Origin of the sequence: Mycobacterium persicum (genome assembly GCF_002086915.1) — a bacterium.
In the GTDB taxonomy this organism is placed as follows: Bacteria; Actinomycetota; Actinomycetes; order Mycobacteriales; family Mycobacteriaceae; genus Mycobacterium; species Mycobacterium persicum.
Window position 1 is genome coordinate 1,117,370 of sequence record NZ_MWQA01000001.1, and the last position, 17,941, is coordinate 1,135,310.

At 68.2% G+C, this 17,941-nt stretch carries 15 protein-coding genes and 1 pseudogene; 7 read left to right on the forward strand and 9 right to left on the reverse strand.

The window, feature by feature from the left end:
• Both B4U45_RS29780 and B4U45_RS04975 read right to left on the reverse strand, forming a co-directional pair.
• On the reverse strand, positions 1 to 1,142 hold a 1,142-nt coding region (locus tag B4U45_RS29780; RefSeq protein WP_219859340.1), incomplete at its 3' end, for a PE family protein.
• A gap of 826 nt (positions 1,143 to 1,968) precedes the next feature.
• A complete protein-coding gene (locus tag B4U45_RS04975; protein WP_075545209.1) occupies positions 1,969 to 2,397 on the reverse strand; it encodes a CBS domain-containing protein in 429 nt (142 codons plus the stop codon).
• Between the two features lie 151 nt (positions 2,398 to 2,548).
• Between B4U45_RS04975 and B4U45_RS04980 the strand changes: the two genes are divergently transcribed.
• Both B4U45_RS04980 and B4U45_RS04985 read left to right on the forward strand, forming a co-directional pair.
• On the forward strand, positions 2,549 to 3,391 hold the full coding sequence (locus tag B4U45_RS04980; RefSeq protein WP_219859341.1) for a ribonuclease Z: 843 nt from the start codon (positions 2,549 to 2,551) through the stop codon (positions 3,389 to 3,391).
• Between the two features lie 91 nt (positions 3,392 to 3,482).
• Positions 3,483 to 4,892: pseudogene (locus tag B4U45_RS04985) on the forward strand (PE domain-containing protein); the annotation flags it as partial.
• On the opposite strand, the gene B4U45_RS04990 reads toward B4U45_RS04985, so the two are convergent.
• Genes B4U45_RS04990 through B4U45_RS05000 form a run of 3 tightly spaced genes read right to left on the reverse strand, consistent with a single transcriptional unit; the run spans position 4,892 to position 8,351 of the window.
• The gene (locus B4U45_RS04990) at positions 4,892 to 5,731 is read right to left on the reverse strand and encodes a transglutaminase family protein (protein WP_075549361.1); all 840 of its coding nucleotides are present in this window, start codon (positions 5,729 to 5,731) and stop codon (positions 4,892 to 4,894) included. The pseudogene B4U45_RS04985 and the gene B4U45_RS04990 sit on opposite strands and share 1 nt — an antisense overlap.
• Positions 5,731 to 6,708: an alpha-E domain-containing protein gene (locus tag B4U45_RS04995; protein ID WP_075549362.1), complete on the reverse strand. Its 978-nt coding sequence runs from the start codon at positions 6,706 to 6,708 to the stop codon at positions 5,731 to 5,733. Before B4U45_RS04995 ends, B4U45_RS04990 begins: the two co-directional genes overlap by 1 nt.
• Entirely contained in the window at positions 6,708 to 8,351 is a 1,644-nt protein-coding gene (locus tag B4U45_RS05000) for a circularly permuted type 2 ATP-grasp protein (protein WP_075549363.1), read from the reverse strand. Before B4U45_RS05000 ends, B4U45_RS04995 begins: the two co-directional genes overlap by 1 nt.
• Before the next feature lie 138 nt (positions 8,352 to 8,489).
• Here B4U45_RS05000 and rpsT point away from each other — a divergent pair, with 138 nt between their 5' ends.
• Positions 8,490 to 8,753 (forward strand): 30S ribosomal protein S20, encoded by a 264-nt coding sequence (gene rpsT, locus B4U45_RS05005; protein ID WP_075549364.1) that lies wholly within the window; start codon positions 8,490 to 8,492, stop codon positions 8,751 to 8,753.
• A 4-nt stretch (positions 8,754 to 8,757) separates the two neighbouring features.
• Here rpsT and holA read toward each other — a convergent pair whose 3' ends face one another.
• The 3 genes from holA to B4U45_RS05020 all read right to left on the reverse strand — a co-directional run bounded on the left by holA (position 8,758) and on the right by B4U45_RS05020 (position 12,230).
• Positions 8,758 to 9,729, reverse strand: a complete 972-nt coding sequence (gene holA / locus B4U45_RS05010; RefSeq protein WP_116671301.1) for a DNA polymerase III subunit delta — start codon at positions 9,727 to 9,729, stop codon at positions 8,758 to 8,760.
• A gap of 30 nt (positions 9,730 to 9,759) precedes the next feature.
• Complete coding sequence (locus tag B4U45_RS05015; protein ID WP_083153241.1) at positions 9,760 to 11,286, reverse strand: ComEC/Rec2 family competence protein; 1,527 nt, start codon at positions 11,284 to 11,286, stop codon at positions 9,760 to 9,762.
• A gap of 62 nt (positions 11,287 to 11,348) precedes the next feature.
• Positions 11,349 to 12,230 carry a ComEA family DNA-binding protein gene (locus tag B4U45_RS05020; RefSeq protein WP_075549378.1) on the reverse strand — a complete coding sequence of 294 codons (882 nt, stop codon included), beginning with the start codon at positions 12,228 to 12,230 and terminating at the stop codon, positions 11,349 to 11,351.
• Between the two features lie 313 nt (positions 12,231 to 12,543).
• On the opposite strand from B4U45_RS05020, the gene B4U45_RS05025 reads away from it, so the two are divergent.
• From B4U45_RS05025 to B4U45_RS05035, 3 genes are all read left to right on the forward strand, one after another.
• Positions 12,544 to 13,710, forward strand: coding sequence for an acyl-CoA dehydrogenase family protein (locus B4U45_RS05025; protein ID WP_075549366.1), 1,167 nt, complete (start codon positions 12,544 to 12,546; stop codon positions 13,708 to 13,710).
• A 7-nt stretch (positions 13,711 to 13,717) separates the two neighbouring features.
• Positions 13,718 to 14,827: an acyl-CoA dehydrogenase family protein gene (locus tag B4U45_RS05030; RefSeq protein ID WP_075549367.1), complete on the forward strand. Its 1,110-nt coding sequence runs from the start codon at positions 13,718 to 13,720 to the stop codon at positions 14,825 to 14,827.
• A gap of 75 nt (positions 14,828 to 14,902) precedes the next feature.
• A complete protein-coding gene (locus tag B4U45_RS05035; protein ID WP_075549368.1) occupies positions 14,903 to 15,475 on the forward strand; it encodes a VOC family protein in 573 nt (190 codons plus the stop codon).
• A 72-nt stretch (positions 15,476 to 15,547) separates the two neighbouring features.
• Here B4U45_RS05035 and B4U45_RS05040 read toward each other — a convergent pair whose 3' ends face one another.
• Positions 15,548 to 16,741 (reverse strand): GNAT family N-acetyltransferase, encoded by a 1,194-nt coding sequence (locus tag B4U45_RS05040; RefSeq protein ID WP_075549379.1) that lies wholly within the window; start codon positions 16,739 to 16,741, stop codon positions 15,548 to 15,550.
• A gap of 100 nt (positions 16,742 to 16,841) precedes the next feature.
• On the opposite strand from B4U45_RS05040, the gene B4U45_RS05045 reads away from it, so the two are divergent.
• On the forward strand, positions 16,842 to 17,891 hold the full coding sequence (locus B4U45_RS05045; protein WP_083153230.1) for an NAD(P)H-dependent amine dehydrogenase family protein: 1,050 nt from the start codon (positions 16,842 to 16,844) through the stop codon (positions 17,889 to 17,891).
• Positions 17,892 to 17,941: the final 50 nt, after the last annotated feature.

Sequence of the window (17,941 nt, forward strand, 5' to 3'; positions counted from 1 at the left end):
CCGACCACCCGGGGGCCCCCCCCGTTCCCGCGGGCCACCCCCCTCGTCCCCCCTTGGCGGGTGACTTCCCCCCCCCCCCCGCCGTTGCCGCCCGCGCCGCCGTTTCCGCCATTGCCGATGAGTCCAGCGTTTCCGCCGTTACCGCCGGCACCACCGCTTTGGCCCCATACGCCAGAGGACCCACCTGCCCCGCCTGCGCCACCGTTTCCTATTAGCAGGCCACCGCGGCCGCCGGCCCCGCCTGCCCCGCCGGTTGCGCTGTAGAACGGATCGGCCCCGCCGGCGCCGCCTGCACCGCCGTTTCCGCCGTTACCGATGAGTCCGGCTGCTCCGCCGTTTCCGCCGTTGCCAGCGACGCCGCCACTTTCGGGATTGGTCCCGCCTGCCCCGCCTACACCGCCGTTGCCAGCCAGTAAGCCCCCCTGGCCGCCGGCACCGCCGTTTCCGCCGAACAAGCCGTTACCCCCGGCGCCGCCTGCGCCGCCGTCGCCGATGAGTCCGGCTGCTCCGCCATTTCCGCCGTTTCCGCCACTGCCTGCGGTACCGCCGCCTGCACCCGCTGCGCCGCCGACGCCGCCGCCGCCAACCAGTAGTCCGCCATGGCCGCCGGTGCCGCCGTTCGCGCCGGTTCCGCCGGTTCCGCCGGCTCCGCCGTGGCCGAAGAGTCCGGCCGCGCCGCCGTTGCCGCCGTTTTGGCCTGCTGCCCCGGATCCGCCGTTGCCGCCATTGCCCCACAGCCATCCGCCGGCCCCGCCGTTTTGGCCGGTCCCATTGAGCCCGTTGACGCCATTACCGATCATCGGACGCCCCAGCAGCCACTCGCTGTCGGCGTTGGCGGTGTTGATTGCATTCTGCGCGGCGTTGTCGATCTCGGTGGCCCAGTATTTCTCGGTGCTTCCGTTGAGCAGGTCAACGAATTGTTGGTGAAGCCATTCGTAGTGTTTGCTCAATGTCTGCCAAGCCCGGCCGTGGCTCGTCAATATGGCTGTCAATCCCGCCGACACCTCGTCGGCACCGGCGCGCAGTAGCCCGGTGGTGGGGATGGCCGCGGCAGCGGCTGCCTCGCTGAACACCGAACCGATTGCAGCTAAATCGGTTGCGGCGCATTCCAATGCTTGCGGCACAATGGTCACAAATGACACAACTCATCCTGTAGGGCTCTGCCCCCGCCACCAAGGTGGTCTCGACAATAGCGTTCGAGAACATCTGATCAGGAATTGGGTGGCCGAACATGGCGTCCTGACTTTTGTCGCGGGTGCAAGCGGCTCATTGGCGAAACTCATCCAACCGACAAATACCGTTAGTCAGTCGATCGGCCAATCCCAAAAGCGAGAGCCAATTCTCGCTCAGGCTCGCCGGTGGCGGCAATCGGCGCAGTCGGTTTTGGCGCTCGGCGCTAAGCTCGCTCCGCTCGGCTCGGTCGGCTCGGTGGCCCCGCCGCCGGGTTGCGTACCGAATACTCCTGGCGTGAGGGCGACCAACCATCGCGACTGTAACCCCACGGCGAAATTCCACACGATTTTTCGCCGTGGCGTTCCGCTGGGAAGGCTGGCCCCAGGCGCTGGTAGTCACGGGGCGGCGCCAGCGCACCAACCAAGACAACGTGCGCGCTCCACTGCGCAGCGGCGGGACAACACCTCAAAGGTGCACTGCCCCTTGTCTTTCCGCACGATTTACCGCACAATGCGGCCACTGCGGCTGCCCTTCCCGGCGGTGTCGGCGCCCTTACCGATTGGGCATCGACGATCCCGGCGCTGGCCATCGGGTGGCCCCAGGCGCCGTCGCGCCCCGCCTCGCGCAGCGCGTCGTGGATTCGGTCGGTGACGCCGTTCATCAATCCAGGCCTTGACGTATCAGGACACCGTCTTCCACGGCGGAAAGTCATGCGGCAGTTGACGCTACGCGCAACCGATGCGGTCACGAAGGCGCGCCGACACCTTCCCAAACACGTGCTGAGGCCGGGCCTGGCTAGCCCTGCGTGATGTAGGACTGCAGCTGCTGCTGTTCGGCCTCGAGTTCCTGCATCCGGGTCTTCACCACATCACCGATGCTGACGATGCCGATGAGCTTCTTGCCGTCGAGCACCGGTACGTGACGCACCCGGTTATTGGTCATCAGCACGCTCAGGCTGTCTACCGTGTCCGATTTCGTACAGGTGGCGACGTCGCTGGTCATGATCTTGGAGACCGGACGAGACAACACGCTGGCGCCGTGGGTGTGCAACTCGCGTACCACGTCGCGTTCCGACACGATGCCGACCACCCCTTCCGCGCCGACCACCACCATCGCGCCGATGTTCTGCTCAGCCAGACCGGCAAGCAGTTCCCGCACTGTCGCGTCGGGATTGATCGTCACCACCGCTGCCCCCTTGTTCCGCAAGACGTCCGCGATCCGCATTGAGGCCTCCCGCCGGTAGTGACCCGATTCACACCAGGCTACGGCTAACTTGCGCGGCGGGAAAGCCGCCACCCCAACACGACGGTGGCCCGCCGCGCGAATCGCCGGGTTGCGCCGCAGCGCACGGGCCCCGGCTGGTAAGGATGTCGCCATGATCGAGATCACCTTGCTGGGCACCGGCAGCCCCATTCCCGACCCGAACCGCGCCGGGCCGGCCACCTTGGTGCGGGCCGGCGGGCAGGTGTTCTTGATCGATTGCGGGCGCGGTGTTCTGCAGCGCGCGGCCGCTGTCGGCGTGGGCGCCGCCGGTTTGTCGGCGCTGCTGCTCACTCATCTGCACAGCGACCACATCGCCGATCTCGGCGACGTGATCATCACCAATTGGGTCACCAACTTCGCTCCCGCTCCCCCGCCGCTGCAGATCATCGGGCCGCCGGGCACCGCCGAGGTGGTGGCGGCGACGCTGCGGGCCTTCGGGCACGACATCGGCTACCGCATCGCCCACCACGCCGATCTCAACGCACCGCCGCCGGTCGAGGTCCACGAATACACCGACGCCACCGTGTGGGACCGCGAAGGAGTGACGATCCGGGTGGCGCCCACCGATCACCGGCCGGTGGCGCCGACGATCGGGTTCCGGATCGAATCCGGCGGCGCCTCGGTGGTGTTGGCCGGCGACACCGTGCCGTGCGCCAGCCTGGACGAGCTGGCCACCGGCGCAGATGCCTTGGTGCACACCGTTATTCGAAAGGACATCCTCTCCCATGTCCCGCAGCAGCGGGTCAAAGATGTCTGCGATTATCACTCGTCGGTGCAGGAGGCGGCGGCAACCGCGAACCGCGCCGGGGTGGGGACCCTGGTGATGACACACTACGTGCCGGCCATCGTGGCAGGCCAGGAGGACCAGTGGCGGGCTTTTGCCGCGACCGAGTTCAGCGGAGCGATCGAGCTCGGCGACGATCTGCACCGAGTCGAGGTGCACCCCCGGCAATAACGGGCCGTAATGCACGGACTTGGGCTCGCACCGCGATACGATCCAGTCTCCGACCAGTGCTCTTGATCTCGCTCGATCTCAGAGGTGCGCCATGTCGTATGTGATCGCAGGTCCGGCGGCAATCGCTGCGGCGGCCACCGAATTGGCCGGAATCGGTTCGACGATCGGCCAGGCCAACGTCAACGCGGCGGCCATGACGGCCGGCGTGCCGGCGGCCGCCGCCGACCAGGTGTCAGCGGCCGTCGCGGCGTTCTTCGCGGCTCAGGCTCAGGGCTATCAGGGCATCAGCGCCCAGATGGCGGCGTTTCACGACCGGCTAGTGCAGGCCCTGTCCGCCGGCGGGGCGGCCTACGCCGGTGCCGAGGCCGCCAGCGCCCAGAACCTGCTCGATCTGATCAACGCGCCCGCCCTGGCGCTGTTCGGCCGCCCGTGGATCGGCAACGGCGCCGACGGCGGGACCGTCGGCGGAATAGGTCAGCCCGGCGGGCCGGGCGGACTGCTCTATGGCAACGGCGGCCGGGGTGGCAACAGCGCGCTGGCCGGCGTCGCCGGCGGCAACGGCGGGGCCGCCGGCCTCATCGGTAACGGCGGCACCGGCGGCACCGGAGGCACCGGAGGCAGCGGCGGGCTGGGTGGCAACGCCTTCCTGATCGGCGGCGGCGGCGCCGGGGGCACCGGCGGCGCGGCCGTCGGTGCCGGGTTCGCGGGCAGCGGCGGCAACGGCGGGTTGGGCGGCCTGCTGTATGGCAACGGCGGGGCGGGCGGAACCGGCGGGGCCGGGGTGGCTGCCACCACCATCGGCGGCATGGGCGGGTTCGGCGGCGACGCCTGGCTGTTCGGCAGCGGCGGGGCCGGCGGCCAGGGCGGCGACAACACTTTCAACCTCAGTGGCCAAGGCGGCCTGGGCGGCGACGGCGGCAGTGGCGGAGCGCTTTTCGGCAACGGTGGCGTCGGCGGTGGCGGCGGCAACGGCGGCGCCACCGGCGGAGCCGCCGGGAACGGCGGTTCCGCCGGCTACGCGATCGGCAGCGGCGGGGCCGGCGGCGTGGGCGGCGATGGCGGCACCGTTTTCGGCGGGCAGGGCGGGGACGGCGGTCGGGCGGCGACGATCTTCGGGTTCGGCGGCGCTGGGGGCAACGGCGGGATCGGCAACTATGCCCTGTTCCCCTCCGGCGGCGCCGGCGGGACCGGCGGCGCCGCCGTGCTCTTTGGCCTCGGCGGGGTGGGCGGACACGGTGGCTCCGGCGGCGGCTACGGGGGCCAGGGTGGAGCGGGCGCCTGGGTAATCGGCAGTGCCGGCGACGGCGGGGCCGGCGGCGCGGGCAACATCAACAGCGTGGCCGGCGGCCAGGGCGGAAACGGTGGGGACGCCTTTTTCATCGGCAACGGCGGCAACGGCGGCGCCGGCGGACACGGTTTCGGCGCCGGCCCGCCGGGCAAGGGCGGGGGTGGCGGCACCGCCGGGGTAATCGGCTGGGCGGGAAATCCCGGTCCGGACGGTTAAGCCAACCGGGTGATCTCCACCTCCACGTCGAGGTCGGTCGCACCCAGTCCGGAGTAGATACCCTTCAGCGGAGACACGTCGCTGTAGTCCCGGCCGACACCCACGCTGATGTACTGCTCGGTGATCTCGGTGTCGTTGGTGGGGTCGTAGTTCCACCACGCGCCCGTCCAAGCCTGTATCCAGGCATGGCTACGTCCGGCGACGGTTTTTCCGGCCACGGCGTCGCGCTCGGGATGCAGATATCCGGATACGTAGCGTCCGGGAATTCCCATGCTGCGCAACACCATTAGCGTCAGGTGGACAAAGTCTTGGCAGACGCCGCGGCCCTGCTCCAGCGCGTCGAGTCCCGATGAGTAGACACCGGTGGTACCCGGAATATAGTCCAATTCGCTTCGGGCCCAACGGGATGCGGCAACGACAGCTTCGGCGGGGTCGTGATACTTGGTGATCCGCCGCCCGACGGCCGCGACGCGTTTGCCAGCGGGGGTGTACCAGGTGGGGCGCAGCACCTCGTCGAACCGGTCGATCACGGCCACCGAGCGCAGCTCCTCCCAGCTGGTCTTGGCCGTCGGCGGCTCGGGGCGCTCGGTCTCGACAACCGAGGACGAGGTGACCGTCAGCTGCGTGTGCGGCGCATGCAGGTCGAAGGCCGTCACCGCGGTGCCCCAATAGTCGATGTAGCGGTAGGACCGGGTGGCCGGGACGGTTTCGACACGGTTGAGGATGACGTTTTGGCGGGTGTTGGAGCGTGGTGTCAGCCGGGCCTCGTTGTAGGACGCCGTGACCGGCGACTGGTATGCATACCCGGTGGTGTGTACCACCCGCATCCGCCACATCAGGATTCCCCTTGCCTGCCGAACAGTTGGCCACGCTGCCCCGCGTCGGTCCAGGCCACCCACGGCGATACGTGAAAGTACTGCAGGGCCAACGCTTCTCCGACGTCCCGGCAGGTTCGTTGCAGGGCCGCCAACCGGTTGTTGAGGGATTCGAGCAGGACACCGGGCTGCACGAACTCAAGTTCACTGCGTGCCTGCCCGAGTAGCCGCTGCGCTTCGGTGGTGGCCCCGATTCGGCTCTGCGGATTGTGCAGCAACTCCTCGAGGTTGTGTTCGGCCAGCCTCAGCGAGTAGTACACCGAACGCGGGAACAACCGGTCGAGCATCATGAACTCGACCACCCGTCCGGCGTCCAGCACCCCGCGGTAGGTCCGCAGATAGGTGTCGTGCGCGCCGGCCGAGCGCAGCAAGGTGACCCACGCCGGGGACGAGGCGCTGTCGCCCACCCGCGACAACAGCAGGCGCACGGTCATGTCGACCCGCTCGATGGCGCGGCCCAGCAACATGAATCGGTAGCCGTCGTCGCGGGAGAGCGTCGAGTCGGCGAGCCCGGCGAACATCGCCGCACGGCCTTCGATGAACGACAGGAATTCATGTGGCCCAAGACGTTTGGCGGCTCGCTCGCGTTCCGGCAGCGCGTTGTAGGTGGTGTTGAGGCACTCCCAGATTTCGATGGAGGTGACTTCGCGCGCCGACTTGGCGTTTTCCCGCGCCGCCGAGATCGCCCCGACGATCGACGAGCCCCCCTGGGCGGTGGTGCTGAAAGCTACCAAGTCCGTCAGCGACCACAGGTCGAGCTCGTGGTCGGGGGGTTCGATGCCGAGCACCCGCAGCAGCAGCCGGGAGGCGTGGTCGGGGTCGACGCTGGAGTCCTCGAGCAGTTGGTGCACCGCGACATCCAGGATGCGCGCCGTGTCGTCGGCGCGCTCGACATAGCGGCCGATCCAATAGAGCGCTTCTGCGTTGCGCGCGAGCATCAGTCGGTCGCTTTCTGCTGTTGCTGGGATTGTTCGTTGCGGGGTGGGTCGGTCGGCGGTTGCTCGGGCACCGCCCGCGGCAGCGACCGCACCACTTGCGCGCGGCCCAGTTCACGATCGGCCGCCGAAGCACGCGGCGCCAGCACCCAGGTGTCCTTGGATCCGCCGCCCTGGCTGGAGTTGACCACGCGGGAGCCCTCTACCAGAGCTACCCGGGTCAGTCCGCCCGGCAGCACCCAGACGTCGTTGCCGTCGTTGACCGCGAACGGCCGCAGGTCGACGTAGCGCGGCGCCAACGAGCCCTCGATCCGGGTCGGCACCGTCGACAGCTCCATCATCGGCTGGGCGATCCAGCTACGGGGATTGTCGCGAATCTTCTTGCCGACGGCGGCCAGCTCCTTCTCGGAGGCTTGCGGGCCGAAGACGATGCCGTAGCCGCCGGAGCCCTCGACCGGTTTGAGGACCAGCTCGTCGATTCGGTCGAGTACCTCTTCGCGTTCGTCCTCTAGCCAGCACCGATAGGTCTCCACGTTGGCCAGCAGCGGCTTTTCGCGCAGGTAGTACTCGATCATGGTGGGCACGTAGGTGTAGACGAGCTTGTCGTCGCCGACACCGTTGCCGATCGAGCTGGAGATGACGACATTGCCGGCGCGGGCGGCGTTGACCAGGCCCGCCACCCCGAGCACCGAGTCGGCGCGGAACTGCAGCGGGTCCAGGTATGCGTCGTCGATGCGCCGGTAGATGACGTCGACCTGGCGCTCGCCCTCGGTGGTGCGCATGTACACCTGGTTGTCACGGCAGAACAGGTCGCGGCCTTCGACCAGCTCCACACCCATCTGGCGGGCCAGCAGTGAATGCTCGAAGTAGGCCGGGTTGTAGACCCCGGGGGTCAGGACCACCACCGTGGGATCGGCCTCGTTGGTGGCCGCCGAGTTGCGCAGTGCCCGCAGCAGGTGCGCCGGATAGTCGTCGACCGCGCGGACCCGGTGGGTGGCGAACAGGTTGGGAAAGACCCGCGCCATGGTGCGCCGGTTCTCCATCACGTAGGACACGCCCGACGGCGAGCGCAGGTTGTCCTCCAACACCCGGAAGTCGCCGCGATCGTCGCGGATCAGGTCGATGCCGGCCACATGGATGCGCACCCCGTTGGGCGGAACGATCCCCACCGCCTCGCGATGGAAGTGCTCGCACGAGGTCACCAGCCGGCGTGGGATCACGCCGTCGCGCAGGATTTCCTGGTCACCATAGATGTCGTCGAGGTAGCGCTCGAGGGCCTGGACGCGCTGGATGATGCCGCGTTCCAGCCGGGTCCACTCGGTAGCCGAGATCACCCGGGGCACCAGGTCCAGCGGAAACGGTCGCTCCTGGCCCGACAGCGAAAAGGTGATGCCCTGGTCGATGAACGCCCGGCCCAGCGCATCGGCTCGCGCTTTGAGCTCCGATGCGTCGGTGGGCGCCAGCTCGGCATAGATGCCCTTATAGGGGCCACGAACGTTGCCCTGCGCGTCGAACATCTCGTCGAAGGCCAAGGCATAAGCGCCCGAACCGTCCGACTTGTGATAGCCGTCGAAGATGCGCTCCGAACGGGCGGATGATCGCCGCCTGGTCGCTTCGATCGGGTCAGAAAGACTCACCCGTGTCATGCTGCCTCACTTCGGGCGTTTCAGCAGGCCAGGGACTGGTCTTTTGGGCGAAAACGTAACCGACTGCTAACCTGAGCAGTCGTTGTCGGGCGACAGGGGCGCCCGAGCAATCCCCGAATCGACATAAGGAATCAACGCGTGGCCAATATCAAGTCGCAGCAAAAGCGCAACCGGACCAACGAACGCGCCCGACTGCGCAACAAGTCGGTGAAGTCGTCGCTGCGTACCGCTGTCCGGGCGTTTCGCGAGGCCGCGCACGCCGGCGACAAAGACAAGGCCGCGGAGCTGCTGGTGTCGACCAACCGCAAGTTGGACAAGGCGGCCAGCAAGGGCGTGATCCACAAGAACCAGGCGGCCAACAAGAAGTCGGCCCTGGCGCGGACCCTCAACAAGCTCGGCTGAGTCCTCAGCTGCGGTCGGCGACCAACTCGGCCACCTTCCGCACCGCGGATTCCAGCGCATAGTCGGCGTCGGCCACGGCCCCTTTGACGTTGGCATTCAGCTCGGCGACCAGCCTCATCGCCGTCGCCACCTTGTCGCGTGACCAGCGCCGCGCCTGCTTGTGCGCCTTCTGTACCCGCCAGGGCGGCATGCCCAGTTGCGACGCCAGCCGATACGGGTCGCCGGACAACGGCCCCACCCGGCCGATCGTGTGCACCGCTTCGGCCAGCGCGTCGGCCAGCACCACCAGCGGCTCGCCGCGCATCATGGCCCAGCGCAGCGCTTCGGCGGCTCCGGCCACATCGCCGGTGACGGCCTTGTCGGCGATGTCGAAGCCCTTCACTTCGGCCTTGCCGCTGTGATAGCGGCGAACCGCCGCCACGTCGACGTGACCACCGGTGTCGGCGACCAACTGCGAGCAGGCCGCGGCGAGTTCACGCAGATCCGAACCGACCGCGTCGAGCAAGGCTGCCACGGTCTCGTCGTCGACTTTGACGCGCAGACAACGAAATTCACCGCGGACAAAGTCGAGGCGTTCGGTCAGCTTGGTGATCCGTGCGCACGGATGCACCTGCGCGCCCAGCGACTGCAGTTGGCCGGCCAGGGCTTTGGCTCGTCCGCCGCCGGAGTGCACCACCACCAGCACGGTGCCCGATGGCAGGTCGGCAGCAGTCGACGCGATCATCGCGACGGCATCCTTGCCCGCCTCTGCGGCGGCCTCCAGCACGACGATCCGCTCGTCGGCGAACAGCGAGGGGCTCAGCAACTCGGCGAGCTCGTAGGTGCTGACGTCGCCGGCCCGCAGGCGGTTGATCGGCACGTCATCGGCGCCCGGGCCGGCACCGGCTGCGGTGCCGGCGCGTTGCCGCGCCGACCGCAGTATCTCCGCAACCGCCCGCTCAACCAACAGTTCTTCGTCGCCCAGGACCAAATGCAACGGCGAAATCTCGCTCACCCCACGATGGTGTCACGTGGGGCCGACCAGACCCGCCAGCGACCAGGCCACAAGGCATCCCAGGGCGGCCACCAGCGCCCAACTCGTCGCGACACGAAACCACCGGAATCGCCACAGTGCAACCGCCAGCACGGTGACGCCGCCGACGAGCAGCGCACCGGCCAGGCCGTCGGGGACCGGCACCGTTGCCATCGGCGCGCCGGCCGCCCAATGCGCCACCCGCAACACCCACCAGATCTCCGGCCCGGTGAAGCGGATCAACAGCTGCGCCCCGGCCGGCCACAGGACGGCCAGCACGGCTGCCCCGCTGCCCAGCACCGTGATCGGGGCGATCACCGCTGCCGCCGCGAGGTTGGCGAACACCGCGACCAGGCTGAATCGGCCCGAGATCGCGGCGACCAGCGGAGCCGTCACCACCTGCGCGGCGGCGGCGACCGCCAGCGCATCCGCCAGCGGTTTGGGCAATCCCCGCGCGACCAAGCGGCGCGACCATTGCGGAGCGATGACGACCAGCGCGGCCGTCGCAACCACCGACAGCGCGAAGCCCATATCGACGGCCAGCTGGGGTGCCGTGGCCATCAGCACCAGCACGGTGGCCGACAGCGCCGGAATCGCCTGTCGCCGCCGCGAAGACAGCATCCCAGCCAGGCCGATCGCGCCCATCACGGCGGCCCGCAACACGCTGGCCGTCGGCTGCACCACGACGACGAATGCCGCCAGCGCTCCCCCGGTCAACCCGACGGCCGCGCGCGGTCCGATCAGCCGCGCCGAAAACAGTACTGCCGCACACACGATGGTGACGTTGGCACCCGACACCGCCGTCAGATGCGTCATCCCCGCCGCGCGGAATTCCCGGCCGGTCACCGAGCCGACTGCCGAGGTGTCACCGAGCACCAGCGCGGGCAGCATCGCGGCCTGATCGCCGGGCAACACCTCCCGAACCACGGCGGCAAACCGGCCGCGCACAGTGTGCGCGGCCCGGTACACCGCGCCCGCACGACCCGCGCATACCGTTGGCGGCCGGTCCACCGCGGTGAGTACCGCGACCGTCAGGTCCCGGCGCGTCGGCCGGGTGATGTGCGCGGTGAACCGCACCGGCTGGCCTGCCATCAGCTCGCCGAATTCCGATGCTCGCCCGAAAACGACCACCCGGCCCGATATTTCGCCGTCCCGCAGCCGCTGGATGGTCGCCCGGAACATCAATCGGCCGGCCCCCAGCGACAGGGCGGTTTCGCTGGGAGTGACGGTCACCGGCACGGACGTCCCGAACGCCGCACTGATCGGGTGGCGCCCGACCGCATCGGCTCGCAACGCGATCGCGAATCCATACCCGGCGCCCACCACCCCGACCGCCACCAGGGCGGCGCTGACGGCGCGCAGTCGGGGCGGGCACTTCGGCCGGCGCGCGGCGTGCCACCACAGCGCAGCCGAGCCGGTAGCCACCATCAGGCAGCAGGCCGCGCACGGCCGGCCGACCGGCCACTCGATCCCCGCCGCGGTCACCACCCAACTGGTCAGCGCGGCCGGCACCAAGCGCACGTCCAGCCGCGCCGCGGCGCCGGGAACGGGGCCGACGGGCCCGGTCAGGGGGTGCACCGGTGTCAGACACGGACCAGCGACCGCAGTTTTTCCAGCCGCGCCGGGCCGATGCCGTCGACGTCGGCGAGCTGGTCGACGCTGGTGAACCTGCCGTTGGCCTGCCGCCACGCGACGATAGCGGCGGCGGTGACCGGGCCGACGCCCGGTAGCGTGTCCAGCTGCTCCACGGTCGCGGTGTTCAGGTCGAGCACCTCGGCCGGCTTGGAGCTTGGCTGGGGGCCCGGATGAGGGACACCGGAGGTGGCCGGTCCCGGCGCCGGGGTGCCCGCGCCGATCGAGCTGCGCAGCGTGATCGGTTGACCAGGGATCGGCGCCAGCCCGACCACGATCTGCTCCCCGTCGACCAGCTGGCGAGCCATGTTCAGGCCGATGGTGTCCGCACCCTCGACCGCGCCGCCGGCGGCCTGCAGGGCGTCGGCGATCCGCGCACCCGGAGCCAAGGTGACCAGACCCGGGGTGTGCACCAGTCCGACGACGCTGACCACCACCGGCAGGTCCGGGCCGGGGGGCTGCCCCGCGGTCGCCGACGGTCTCGGGCCGCTTCCCGACGGCCGTGAAACCCGTTCCACCGCGGGAAGTTTGGCCGACATCACCGGAGCAGGCCGGTCGCGCAGCAACGTGAAGACGGTGACTAGTACCGCAAGGGCGGCGACCAGCGCCAACGCGATGGCACCGGCACGTCCCGGGTCTGCGCGCACCTTGGCCAGCCACCCACGGCTTCCGGTAGTCGCCGGGAGCCAGCGTGGCAACAGCGAGTTCGGGTCGTCGTCCGGGCCTTCATCGGCGCCCTCGGCTTCGACGGTGGCCGGGTTGGCGGCCGGCCGGCAATCCGGGTCCGCCCCGAGGCGGCGATGCAAGCGCTCGGCAGGCAGTTCAGTTCGCATGGCGCCGACGGTAGGTGCCTGGACCGTCATCACGATCCCGTCCACCGCGTCGCGACGCCTGTCTGTGGATGAAACCAGGGCTGTGAATGCATGACTTCATCCGTGCCGTCCGTACCGCCCGCGACGTATCAGATTTGGCTCGCCGGCTCCCTGTGGTGGCGACGACCGGAGCCGACCGCTGCCGCGCCACCCCGGTTGACGTTCGGCACCACCCGACGCCTAACGTGCAGGGCAGGATTGCCGGTGGCCATGCGGATGGTTCCAGCTCCACGAGGGGCACGCACCGGCGGTCACCCGACACAGGAGGCTACCGATGAAGCTGGCGCTGACGACCGACGAAGCCGCCTTCCGCGACGACCTTCGCACTTTCTACACCACGCGGATCCCCCAAGACATTCGTGACCGGGTGCGCCGCGGCGACTCGCTGAGCAAGGATGACATCGTCGGCTGCCAGAAGATCCTCAACGATCACGGGCTGGCGGTACCGAATTGGCCGGTCGAATGGGGCGGTAAGGACTGGACACCCACCCAGCACCAAATCTGGGCCGACGAGATGCAACTCGCATGTGTCCCGGAGCCGCTGAACTTCAATACCAAGATGGTGGGGCCGGTGATCGCCGAATTCGGCTCCCAGGAGATCAAGCAGCGGTTCCTGCCGCCGACGGCCAGCATCGACATCTGGTGGTGTCAGGGCTTCTCCGAGCCGGAGGCCGGTTCCGACCTCGCCTCGCTGCGCACCACCGCGGTCCGCGACGGCGACAGTTATGTCGTCAACGGGCAGAAGACGTGGACGACGCTGGGCCAATACGCGGACTGGATTTTCTGTCTGGTGCGCACCGACCCGCAGGCGCCCAAACGGCAGGCCGGCATCTCGTTTCTGCTCGCCGACATGGCCACGCCCGGCATTACCCTGCGCCCGATCAAGACGATCGACGGCGGCCACGAGGTCAACGAGGTGTTTTTCTCCGACGTTCGGGTGCCCGCCGACCAGCTTGTCGGACAAGAGAATCAGGGCTGGACCTACGCGAAGTTCCTGTTGGGCAATGAGCGCACCGGAATCGCCGGGGTGGGCCGTACCAAGGTGCGCCTGGCCGAGGTGAAAAAACATGCCGCGCAGACGGGTTTGCTGCTTGATCCGCTGTTTGCGGCGCGGCTCGCCGAAGCCGAAAACGAGCTACTGGCACTGGAACTCACCCAAGCCCGGGTGGTCTCGGACTCCGCAGACGGTAAGCCGAATCCGGCGTCGTCGGTGCTCAAGCTGCGCGGCAGCCAACTGCAGCAGATCGCCACCGAATTACTGGTCGAGGTGGCCGGTCCCGATGCGCTACCGGCAGACGGCTCCCACGGCGACGAGATCGCTTCGCCGCCATGGGCACGAACCAGCGCGTCCCGCTACCTCAACTACCGCAAGACGTCGATCTACGGCGGCAGCAACGAAGTGCAGCGCAACATCATCGCGTCCACCATTCTCGGATTGTGAGGCAGTCATGGATTTTCAGCTGAGCGACGAACAGACGCTGCTGCGCGACACCACCCGCGACCTCCTGTCGCGCAGTTACGACGCGGAGAGCCGCAACAAGGTCATCGGCACCGATCTCGGGTGGAGCCGCGAGGTCTGGAGTCAACTCGCCGACACCGGGATCTTGAGCCTCGGATTCGACCCTGCCGAGTCCGGGCAGATCGAGATCATGGTGGTGATGACCGAAGTCGGGAGGCGGCTGGCGCCCGAACCCGTGGTGCATGCCGCGTTGGCCCCGGGAGCGCTCATCGCCGAGCTGGGCAACGACGCACAGCTACAGCTGCTCGACGACGTCGCCGCCGGGCAGCTGCTGCTGGCGTTCGCGCACTCAGAGCCCGGCCACCGGACGCCATCCGCCGATATCTCTACTCACGCTGTACGCCAAGGAGATTTGTGGCTGCTCAGCGGACGCAAGAATCCGGTGATGGCCGGCGACTGCGCCGACACGCTGGTGGTCAGCGCCGCGCTGCCCGACGGTGGCGCAGGGTTGTTCCTGGTCGACGGTGAGGCCGTCACCCGCCACCCGTACCCGACGTTCGACGGCCACCGGGGCGCCCAGGTCGATCTGGACCAGACGCCCGCTGAACCTCTGGGTGAGGCCGCTGAAGACGCGTCATCGGCGATCCGTGACGCCATCATTCGTATCCAGGCGGCGTTGTGCTCGGAAGCGGTCGGCGCGATGTCCGAAGCCCTGCGCCTGACCACCGATTACCTCAAGACCCGCAAGCAATTCGGCGTCACGCTCAACAAGTTCCAGGCGCTGACCCAGCGGGCCGCCGATATGTACGTGTCGCTGGAGATGGCCCGCAGCATGGATCTCTACGCAGCGATGTCGATCGCCGACGGCAACCTCGACCCGCTGATCGCGTCCCGGGCGAAGTTGCAGGTGGGCCGGTCCGCTCGGCACATCGCGCAGGAGTCGATTCAGTTGCACGGCGGCATCGGGATGACCGCGGAATATCCGGTGGGGCATTACGCGGCCCGACTCACCGCGATCGAGCACACTCTGGGTTCCGGCCAGGACCACCTGCACGTCCTTATCGACCACCTCGGCGACTACGAGCTTGTCCGGCTTTGATTCGGGCATCGACACGGTTGGCCGGACCGACGTAGCGAGTCGCCGGATTGCACCGGGTGGGCAAGGTTCGGCGAGATGGCCACACTGACCTGGCTCGGCGTGCCCGGCGATGAACAGGCATGGATCACACTCGGATTCACCGTCGACGATGGTGACATCCGGATCGGTCGGGTGTGTTGTACACTCACCGACGAGCGTTGCTGGGGTTTCGACGAAACCCACGACGACGCAGCGATTCTCGGGATACCGACGACGGTCCGGCCGGCGATGACCGGTGCCGTGCACCCATGTGGGGTGACCCAGGTCGACCACGTCGTGTATACGGTGCCAGACTTGGACGTCGGAATCTCCGCTCTCACAGCGACATTGGGCACCCCGCCGCGCCGGCGTTTTCATCCGCGCGGGCCAGACGGTCCGGAAATGGCGTTCTATCGTGTTGGTGAGGCATTCATCGAGGTGGTGGCCAGCGGCGCGGAGCCGGCGCTGATCGGGCTGGCATTGCGTTCTCCTGACCTGGATGGCAGCGTGAACGCGATCCGAGCGGCCGGTGGTCCGATCTCGGACCCGAAACCCGCGGTCCAAGGCGGTCGCATCGCCACCGTATGGCACGGCCACCTCGGTTGGGGCCTGGCCATCATGGGGCCATAGGATTTTCGGATCGCTGACCGGCCGCGCAACTGAGGCCGCGAGCGACTGTGGTAAGCAGCTCTGGCGGGTCCTTCAGAACTCGAACGCCGTTTGAGCGGGGACGTAGCTGGCAAACGCTGCATCGAGCCGACTCACCAAGCCAGAGTCCTTGGTGCGCAACCGGTTCGCCGCGGCCAACGTGGACGCCCGGTGCACCCCGAGGTACAGGCTGCCCAGCACGTCGCGACCCAACACGACGTCCGCCGCCGCATCCGTCGGGCTACAGCTGGCACGTCCGTCCCGGATCTGCAGCCGATATCGACCCCCATCAGATACGCCGATCACTGTGGCGAGGTCGGCACAATAGCCGCGCGCCTCGAGCGCGGCCGGGATATCCATAATTCGCAGCCACAGACCATCTTGGCGAAATGTCGGGCTGGCCAGACGCGTATCGGTGAGCAGGAACGCCAGCGGGTCGTCCGGATGGGTGATAACTCTGACTCGCTCCATCGAGTCAAGCCCGAGCAGCGCACGCCATAAGGAGATGTGCGCGTCGGCGGTTACAGCACGCAGCTCCTCGACCCGCGCCAACTTCTGATCCGAGGCGTCCACCCGATACAACGCATAGCCGTCGGTGTGCAGGAAGCCAAACAATCTTGCGTCACCGCGTGGTGAATTCGTGCATTCACCCAGCGCGTCTTCCCAAAGCACGTCAGGACGGACCAGCCCGCCGGGCACCTGTTGGCGCCAGCGCTCGTAGATCGCAGCGAACTCGTCGCGATGCTCGGCGGGGTTAACCAACCGGACCCTTCCGCCGTCGGGTGCGTCGAGGTGGAACCGGGCGAAACGCCGGTCGAGGGTCAACTCCTGCAGTACGGTGGCAGGCCCATAGCCGAACCGGCCGTAGATACCACCCTCGCTGGCATACAACGCCGCCATCGGGTACCCCGAATCGGCTATACGCCAGTGCAATTCGGCACACATCGCGCGCAACACGCCCCGACGGCGATGCGTCGGCGCGACCGCGACAAAGCTCAGGCCGGCGGTCTGCAGCACCGCGCCGCCGGGAACCGTCAACCGCAGATCCAGGTACAGCGCCATGCCCACGATGTCGCAACCGTCGCAAACCACCACTGCACCGTCAGCGGGTATCAGACTGCGCCAGGTGTTGGCCGGACGAGGACCCATGAAGTCCGGAAAGCTGGCGGCCGCCAGGAAGTACATTGACGGCCAGTCGTCCTCCGTTGGGCTACGGAGTATCAGGGATGTCGGTAAATCCTTTGGCACGGCGACGGTCACGAAACCGACTCTGGCACATACCCGCGCCCCCGCGCATCTGAATATCGCGGCAATAATGGTCCAATCGCACCCGGCAAAGGAGCCCTCGATGAACACAGACCGCCCGCTGCGGGTGATCCAGTGGACCACCGGAAACATCGGGCGGCGATCGCTGCACGCCATCATCGACCGGCCCGACATGCAACTCGTCGGGGTGTATGCCCACGGGCCGGACAAAGTCGGTGTGGACGCCGCCGACCTGGCGGGCTGGCCCGAGCCGACCGGAGTGCACGCCACCGACGACGTCGACGCGCTGCTGGCGCTGGGCGCCGACGCGTGTTGCTATAACCCGTTGTGGCCCAACATCGATGATCTGGTGCGTCTGCTGGAAGCGGGTGTCAACGTGTGCACCAGCGCCGCCTGGATCACCGGCGGCAAGCAGACGCCGCAGGATCGAGACCGCATCATCGCTGCCTGCGAGCATGGCGGCTCGACGATCTTCGGCAGTGGAGCGCATCCCGGCATGACCAACATGGTCGGCATGGTGCTCAGCGCCGCGTGCGAACGCGTCGACGAAATCCGCATCACCGAATCCGTGGACTGTTCCACCTACGAATCGGCGGAAACGCAGACGGCGATGGGCTTTTCGCGGGACCCCGACACCCCGGGCCTGGCCGAGAGTGTGCGTGCCGAAAGCGAGGTCTTCGCCGAATCGGCAGCCATGATGGCCGACGCGATCGGGGCCAAGCTGGACAGGATGACCTTCGACGTCACCTTCACCGCGGCCACCGCAGATACCGACCTGGGCTTCATGACGATCCCCGCCGGCACGGTCGGCAGCGTGTACGGCTACCACCGCGGCTGGCAGGGCGACCGCAACGTCGTCAGCGTCGGATTCAACTGGACCATGGGCAACCACGTGGTGCCGCCCAAACCGCTGGAGCACGGTCACGTCATCCAGGTCTTCGGCCTGCCGAACATGCGCACCGTGCTGCACTGCCTGCCGCCGAAGGATTGGACGGAGCCGGGTTTCATGGGCCTGGGCATGATCTACACGGCGATGCCGGTCACCAACGCGGTTCCGGCGGTGGTGGCCGCCAGACCGGGGATCGTGACGCTGGCCGATCTGCCGCCCATCACCGGCCGGGTGGCGCGCTAGCACTGAACCCGGGTATCCGACCGGCACCCCCGAGGAACGGTCACGTGCAC